The sequence below is a fragment of the Nocardia sp. NPDC058518 genome (genome assembly GCF_042719655.1).
Classification (GTDB): domain Bacteria; phylum Actinomycetota; class Actinomycetes; order Mycobacteriales; family Mycobacteriaceae; genus Nocardia.
Genome location: NZ_JBHXNJ010000013.1, coordinates 93490 through 100609 on the forward strand (window position 1 = coordinate 93490; position 7120 = coordinate 100609).

Annotated in this window: 6 protein-coding genes; 3 read left to right on the forward strand and 3 right to left on the reverse strand. The window is 67.1% G+C overall.

Annotation, left to right across the window (positions count from 1 at the left end):
* Nucleotides 1–336: 336 nt before the first annotated feature.
* Complete coding sequence (arc, locus tag ACFWPX_RS22080) at nt 337–2097, reverse strand: proteasome ATPase (protein WP_266290003.1); 1761 nt, start codon at nt 2095–2097, stop codon at nt 337–339.
* Between the two features lie 187 nt (nt 2098–2284).
* Between arc and ACFWPX_RS22085 the strand changes: the two genes are divergently transcribed.
* Together ACFWPX_RS22085 and ACFWPX_RS22090 are read left to right on the forward strand one after the other, a co-directional pair.
* Nucleotides 2285–2815: a hypothetical protein gene (locus ACFWPX_RS22085; protein WP_378919622.1), complete on the forward strand. Its 531-nt coding sequence runs from the start codon at nt 2285–2287 to the stop codon at nt 2813–2815.
* Between the two features lie 312 nt (nt 2816–3127).
* Nucleotides 3128–4408 carry an acyltransferase family protein gene (locus ACFWPX_RS22090; protein WP_378928914.1) on the forward strand — a complete coding sequence of 427 codons (1281 nt, stop codon included), beginning with the start codon at nt 3128–3130 and terminating at the stop codon, nt 4406–4408.
* Here the strand turns inward: ACFWPX_RS22090 and ACFWPX_RS22095 are convergent, their stop codons facing one another.
* Nucleotides 4409–5242: a tRNA (adenine-N1)-methyltransferase gene (locus ACFWPX_RS22095; RefSeq protein ID WP_378919618.1), complete on the reverse strand. Its 834-nt coding sequence runs from the start codon at nt 5240–5242 to the stop codon at nt 4409–4411. It lies immediately after the preceding gene.
* 69 nt (nt 5243–5311) lie between these two features.
* A complete protein-coding gene (locus ACFWPX_RS22100; RefSeq protein ID WP_378928915.1) occupies nt 5312–6472 on the reverse strand; it encodes a hypothetical protein in 1161 nt (386 codons plus the stop codon).
* Nucleotides 6473–6614: 142 nt separating this feature from the next.
* On the opposite strand from ACFWPX_RS22100, the gene ACFWPX_RS22105 reads away from it, so the two are divergent.
* Nucleotides 6615–7100, forward strand: a complete 486-nt coding sequence (locus tag ACFWPX_RS22105) for a RecB family exonuclease (protein ID WP_378928916.1) — start codon at nt 6615–6617, stop codon at nt 7098–7100.
* The last annotated feature ends 20 nt before the right edge of the window (nt 7101–7120 follow it).

Below are 7120 nucleotides of genomic sequence, written 5' to 3' on the forward strand. Positions count from 1 at the left end.
TGGTCAACCACGCCGGGCCCCCCCCCCAGGGGCTACATCCCGGGCGGGGGGCCGTGGCGGCGGTCTTGGGGGTGGGGCGGCCCTCGTCGTAGAGCTGCTGGATCAGCCGGCGCTGATCGAACTGAACAGGTTCTGGATGGTCTGCAGGATGATCTCGGTCAGCAATTCAGCGGCGGAACCGGCCATGTCAACGCTCCTCGTAAGTCCTCATCAGGTGAAACGAACAAGTGAAGCGTGCCCTATTCACTTCCCGTCGCGCAGCGTTTCGGTGAAAAAAATCCGAACAGAACCAGGAAGGCCGCGCCCCCGCCGGGACGCGACCTTCCTGGATCGTGACTAGAGGTACTGACCGGTGTTCGACTCGGTGTCGATCGCGCGGCTGGCCGAGGCGTTCTTGCCGGTGACGAGCGTGCGGATGTAGACGATCCGCTCGCCCTTCTTGCCCGAGATCCGTGCCCAGTCATCGGGATTGGTGGTGTTGGGCAGGTCCTCGTTCTCGGCGAACTCGTCGACGATCGAATCGAACAGGTGCTGGATCCGCAGACCCGGGTTACCCGTGTCGAGCACCGACTTGATCGCGTACTTCTTCGCGCGGTCGACGATGTTCTGGATCATCGCGCCGGAGTTGAAGTCCTTGAAGTACAGGACTTCCTTGTCACCGTTGGCGTAGGTGACCTCCAGGAACCGGTTGTCGTCGCTCTCGGCGTACATCCGCTCGACGACCTTCTCGATCATCGCCTCGACGCATGCCTGCTTGTCGCCGTCGAACTCGCGCAGATCGCTCTCGTGCAGCGGCAGCGTCTCGGTGAGGTACTTCGAGAAGATGTCCTGCGCCGATTCCGCGTCGGGGCGCTCGATCTTGATCTTCACATCGAGACGACCGGGCCGCAGGATCGCGGGGTCGATCATGTCCTCGCGGTTGGACGCACCGATCACGATGACGTTCTCGAGCCCCTCCACACCGTCGATCTCCGAAAGCAGCTGCGGCACAACGGTGGTCTCCACATCGGAGGACACACCGGAGCCACGGGTACGGAAGATCGAGTCCATCTCGTCGAAGAACACGATCACCGGGGTGCCCTCGGAGGCCTTCTCACGCGCCCGCTGGAAGATGATGCGAATGTGGCGCTCGGTCTCACCGACGAACTTGTTGAGCAGCTCGGGGCCCTTGATGTTGAGGAAGAACGACTTGGCTTCCTTGGCATCCTGACCACGCGACTCGGCGATCTTCTTGGCGAGGGAGTTGGCCACCGCCTTGGCGATCAGCGTCTTACCGCACCCGGGCGGACCGTAGAGCAGCACACCCTTGGGCGGGCGAAGCGCGTACTCGCGGAACAGATCCTTGTGCAGGAAGGGCAGTTCCACCGCATCGCGGATCTGCTCGATCTGACGGCCGAGACCACCGATGTCGGTGTAGTCGACGTCGGGAACCTCTTCCAGCACAAGGTCTTCGACCTCGGCCTTGGGAACCCGCTCGAACGCGAAGCCCGCCTTGGTGTCGACCAGCAGCGAATCACCGGGCCGCAGTTTGCGAATCGGCTGATCGGGGTCTGCCATGTCGTCGTATTCGGCGATCTTGGACAACGGACCCGACAGCCACACCACCCGCTCTTCGTCGGCGTGGCCGACCACGAGGGCGCGCCTGCCGTCGTCGAGAATCTCACGCAGCGTGCCGATTTCGCCGATGGCGTCGAAATTGCCTGCCTCGACGACAGTGAGTGCCTCGTTGAGGCGCACGGTCTGGCCGTATTCCAGTGCGTCAGCGTCGATATTGGGCGAGCAGGTGAGGCGCATCTTGCGACCGGAGGTGAAGACGTCGACCGTCTGATCCTCGTACGCGTGGATGACGATGCCGTAGCCGCTCGGCGGCTGGCCGAGGCGATCGACTTCCTCACGCAACGCGATCAGCTGTTGGCGCGCTTCTTTGAGCGTGTCCATCAACTTGCCGTTGCGGATGGTCAGCGAATCGATCCTGGCTTCCAATTCGCGTGCGCGATCCGGCGAATCGGCGAGTTGCCTGCGAAGAGCAGCCGACTCGGCGCGTACCGCCTCGAGCTCTCGCCAGGCCGCCGAATCCGAATTCTCGTTGGGGCTCATGATGCTGCTCCTCCCAGTCCCGGTCTTTCAACGCTACCGGGCGCGGTCCGTTCTCGCTTTCCGACATGGTTTCGTCGTGATCACATCTTGTACGGTCGGTACGACATCAACCACACATTTGCACCTGTTAGGCTCCCCTAACACCCCGTACGGGGCACTCGCCGAACGAGTCGAAAGGTTGCTGAACATGCTCCTTCCTCCCCGCACGATCCGCGTCATCGTCGCCACCGCCGCGGCGGCGCTCGCCGTCACCGTCGGACTGACCGGTTGCGGCGACTCCGACGATTCCTCGACGAATGCCACCACGAGCAGTACCAGTATCGCGGCCGCTCCGTCCAGCCTTTCGGCAACTCCGGCACCTTCGGGTGACAACGCCGCGGCCCCCACCGCCGATTCCCTGAAGGCGACGCTGATCAAGTTCGCCGATCCCGGAGTATCCACCGACGACAAGGCGAAACTGATCGTCAACGGCGATACGCACAAGGCCAACATCGATCAGATGAACGGCATGCTGGCCGGCTACACCCTGACCTTCGCCGTCGACAACGTCGTGACCAGCGGTGACACCGCCACCGCCGATGTGACGATCACCTCGCCACACGGCACCGCGCCCTCGTTCCCGGTCACCTGGCAGCGCGAGGCAGGCACGTGGAAGCTCTCCGACGCCAGCGGCTGCCTGCTGCTCGGCTTCGCACAGGCCCCCTGCACGCCCGCCTGATCGTTCGGCACCGCCCGGATGATCCGCGAGTACCACCAGGGCCGTGCGATCGCTCTGCGAGGCGCGCAGGCACCAAGATCACTCATGCGGACGTGAGACCTCAGCCGTCGCTGCTGCCCATCATCGGATCCACCGGCGACCGAAGGGACTCCGGCGACCGAGGAATACGCGGTAACCTGCGAATTCCCTTGCATGCCGACGGTTCACCGGTTCGATACGCAAGCCCGCACCCTCGCTCTCGAGTAGTTCCACGCAGGGGGGCGAGGTAGTTCCGCGCTGTGTTCGTGGTGCGAATTCTGGGATCGTCAGTGCATGAGTGTTGTGCCCAGTGTCGCGGTGGTCACCGCGAACACTCCGGCCGATCGTGATCGGTTCCTGGACCTGCTGCGTATCTCGTCGCTGGTGGTGGTCGTCGCGGGCCACTGCCTGATGCTGACCGTGACGGTGTCGGGCACCGGGGTGCATTTCGGCAACGTGCTCGCCGACCTGCCGATGCTGCAGCCGCTCACCTGGGTTCTGCAGGTACTCCCGCTGTTCTTCTTCGCGGGGGTGGCCGCCGGTGCGCGCGGCCTCGGACCTGGGACATCGTGGGGCGCTTGGCTGTTCCGGCGCACCCAGCGCCTGGTGCGACCGCTCGGGTACTTCGTCGGCGCCTCGGCGGTGCTGCTGGCGGTGGCCGATCTCGTGCTCGCGCCGGGATGGCACCGGCCGCTCGCGGTGACGAGCGTGCAGCTGCTGTGGTTTCTCGGGATGTATCTGGCGGTGCTGGCGTGCGTGCCGTTGCTCGCGGCGCGGGTCTCCAGCGGTCGCCGGATGTTCGCCGTGGTCGCGGTGATCGTGGTCACCACGGCGGTGATCGACGCGGTGCGGCTCACCGGTGGGCCGATGGAGCTCGGCTATCTGAATTTGATCGTCTGGCTGGTGCCCGCGGTGCTCGGGATCGGATATCTGCGCGGTCTGCTGTCCCGGCGGACCGCGGCGGTGCTCGCCTGTGTCGCCTTGGCGGCCGATGTGCTGCTGGTTCTGGCCGGCCCGTACGAAACGAGCATGGTGACCGTGCCGGGCCAGCGACTGTCGAATCTGGCGCCGCCCTCGCTGCTGCTCGCTGGGCACGCGGTGGTGCTGTGCTGCGCCGCTGTCGCCGTGGCGCCCTGGTTACGCCGTCTCGCCGCGCGCCCTCGGGTCTGGTGGCTGACGGTCATCGGCAACACCGGCGCCATGACGCTCTACCTGTGGCACATGCCCGCCCTGCTCACCGTGCTCGTGCTCAGCCACCTGGCGGGAGTCGACCGCACCGCGCCCACCGAGCCCGGGTTCTGGCTGCTCACGGCGGTGCAGCTCACCGCGACCGCCGCGCTCACCGGCGCCCTGTTCCTCGTCCTGCGCGGCCTGGAGAACACCGCGTTGCCCTGGTGGGACGGTCCGGTTGCCGCGGTGCGCGGTGTCCGCTCGGCCGCCACCGTGCTCGCCGTGATCGCGGCGGGGCTCGCGATCCTGCAGGCGACCCGATGGGGCCTCACCGTGGACGGTTGGACCTGGTTCGCAGGCTCGGCGGCGGCACTGATCGCCGCCCGCCTGCTCACCCGCGGGTGATCAGCCCTTGGACGGACGCCGCTGCGGCTTGGGCGTGACGGTGCCCTCGGCCAGGCGCCGCGCGCTCACCAGGAACGCGGTGTGGCCCTGCATGCGATGCTCCGGGCGCACGGCCAGACCGACCACGTGCCAGCCACGCACCATCGACTCCCATGAGCGCGGTTCGGTCCAGCATTCCTGCTCACGCAGCGCCTCGACCACCTTGGACAGCTGAGTGACGGTGGCGACGTAGACCACCAGCACACCACCGGGAACCAGTGCCTTCGACACCGCGGGCAACGCGTCCCACGGCGCGAGCATGTCGAGCACGACACGGTCGACCTGCGGGCCCTCGTACTGTGCCACGTCGGCGATGGTGATCGACCAGTTCGGCGGGCGTTCGCCGAAGAAGGTCTCCACATTGCGGACGGCGTGTTCGGCATGGTCGTCGCGGATCTCGTAGGAGATCACCTCGCCCTCGGGCCCGACCGCGCGCAACAGCGAGCAGGTCAGCGCACCGGAACCGGCGCCGGCTTCCAGCACCCGCGCACCCGGGAACACATCACCCTCGTGCACGATCTGGGCGGCGTCCTTGGGGTAGATCACCGCCGCGCCGCGCGGCATCGACAGCACATAGTCGGTCAGTAGCGGGCGAAGAGCCAGATAGGGGGTGCCGTTGACCGACTTCACGACGGTGCCCTCGTCGTTGCCGATCAGGTCGTCGTGCTTGATGCCGCCGCGATGGGTGTGGAATTCCTTACCCTCCTCCAGCACCACGGTGAAGAGGCGTCCCTTGCCGTCGGTCAGCTGGACGCGGTCCCCGATAGCGAATGGACCGGTTCGTCTGGCCGTCATTGATCTCCCGTTCTTAGAATGGACCTATCAGCCTGCCAGGCGCGGCGATCCGCGCCATCGACGGGTCAGCTATTTCGCCGCTGCCAACGCGCGGTGCTGTTCGCCGGTCAGCGCGTGCGCTTCGCCTTGCGACTTCGCCCAGATCTGCGCGACATGGCGGCCGCTGGATACCAGGCAGGCCCACTGCAGAGCGTCGGCGTCGGTCCAGCAGGCGGCGCCGGGAACGCCGTCCGGGGCGGGCGCGCCCTTCCAGCCTTCGGTGGCGAGGGTCTCCGCGGCGGTCGCGACGGACAGTTTCGCCGCGGCGGCCGCGTCGGCGGTGCGATAGACAGCACTGTCGTCGATGCCGATCCCGACCAGCCCCACCTCGCGGTACAACGTGAGCGCCGCCTGCTGATCGTCGGTGAAGATCAGCGCGCCACGCGGCCCGTAGGCGCCGCTGCTCACATTGCCGTTGCCGACCGCGAGCGCGTTGATCCCGTCCGGGTCGTACGGCAGCTTCGCGAGCTCGGCGACGGGCGTCGCCACGAACGAATCCAGCAGGGGGCGTTGCCGTTCCAGCGCTGTGCGAACAGTCCGTTCGATCTCGGGCAGTCCGCCGAGGCGAGCACTGGTGAACACCACGAACTCCCGGTGCGCGGTGAACGCCATGCCCTCGAGCCGATCGCGATTCTCCATGGTGACGAACCGGGTGTCCGATGCGCCGGGCAGATCGGCGGCAGCCCAGTCACCGGTCTGCAACATCCCGCGCTGTGTCGTCGCCGCGGTGGCGAGGGCGGCGGCCGCCGCTTTCGCCGAAGCGGTGTCCGGGAAGCGCATGATGCCGTGGGTGAGCCAGTCGGTGCCCGCGCTCGTGTCACCACCGTTGGAACGCTGACCGACGAATCCGGTGAGCAGGCCGTTCGCCGCGGCGGCCGAGCTGATCGCGTTGTTGTGGCCGGTCATGATGGTGAGCATCGGTTCAGTGAGCACACCCGCCTGTCCGTGGCGCACGAAAACGGGATCGATATCGGTGGACAACGCCAGCACTTCGGCCATCCGGTTGCCCTCGGCGAGGGTCCCCGTCCGCAACCGCTGCTCGTCGGTCTGCGCGGTGGCCGAGGTCGTCGCCGCCGATGTGGTCGAGGCAGCCGTAGCGCCCGGTACCCGGACCACCTTTCCTGGATCCTCGCACGCACTCACCATGATCACCGCGGCCAAGACCGCCCCCACCCGGAACATCAGTTGCATGCCGCGATCCTGGCAGACCCCGCCCACAACCACCGAATCCTGAGCCGTTCGTCGGTATCGGACGCGTGCGCCGAACTCGCGACCTCCGCATGTGGGCCCGAATCGGGCAATCCTGTCAGTGCCTGCCGTTAACCTGCGAAATATGTCAGTGCCCTTGTCCGTGCCCCTGGCCGACGACACCGCCGACGTGCCGGTCCATCGGTCGCGTCCGGCGTTGTCGCCTTCGCGGGCAAGCGATTTCAAGCAGTGCCCGTTGAAGTACCGGTTGCGGGCGATCGATCGGGTGCCGGAACCGCCGTCGCGAGCCGCGGTGCGCGGGACCGTGGTGCACGCGGTCCTCGAGGATCTGTTCGGGTTACCCGCCGCGGAGCGTCAGCCGGAGCGGGCCGCGGAGCTGGTTCCCGACGCATGGGAGCGGGTGCGCGCGGAGCGCGACGGGGTGGACGAGCTCGTCGCCGCGAATGGGCCGCAGGCACTGTTCGACGAGGTGCGAACACTGGTCGCGAGCTATTACGAGCTCGAGGATCCGCGGCGATTCGAGCCACACGCGCTGGAGGAGCGGGGGGGGGGGGGGCGCGGCGGCGCCCCCCCCGCGTCAGCGCCCCCCCCGCCCGCGGAGCGCAGCTGAGTGCGATAGAGGGAGAGAGG

What these genes read in the sequence shown, in the direction of transcription:
- arc (WP_266290003.1), bottom strand. Translation starts at nt 2,097, where the DNA reads ATGAGCCCCAACGAGAATTCGGATTCGGCGGCCTGGCGAGAGCTCGAG.
- ACFWPX_RS22085 (WP_378919622.1), top strand. Translation starts at nt 2,285, where the DNA reads ATGCTCCTTCCTCCCCGCACGATCCGCGTCATCGTCGCCACCGCCGCG.
- ACFWPX_RS22090 (WP_378928914.1), top strand. Translation starts at nt 3,128, where the DNA reads ATGAGTGTTGTGCCCAGTGTCGCGGTGGTCACCGCGAACACTCCGGCC.
- ACFWPX_RS22095 (WP_378919618.1), bottom strand. Translation starts at nt 5,242, where the DNA reads ATGACGGCCAGACGAACCGGTCCATTCGCTATCGGGGACCGCGTCCAG.
- ACFWPX_RS22100 (WP_378928915.1), bottom strand. Translation starts at nt 6,472, where the DNA reads ATGCAACTGATGTTCCGGGTGGGGGCGGTCTTGGCCGCGGTGATCATG.
- ACFWPX_RS22105 (WP_378928916.1), top strand. Translation starts at nt 6,615, where the DNA reads ATGTCAGTGCCCTTGTCCGTGCCCCTGGCCGACGACACCGCCGACGTG.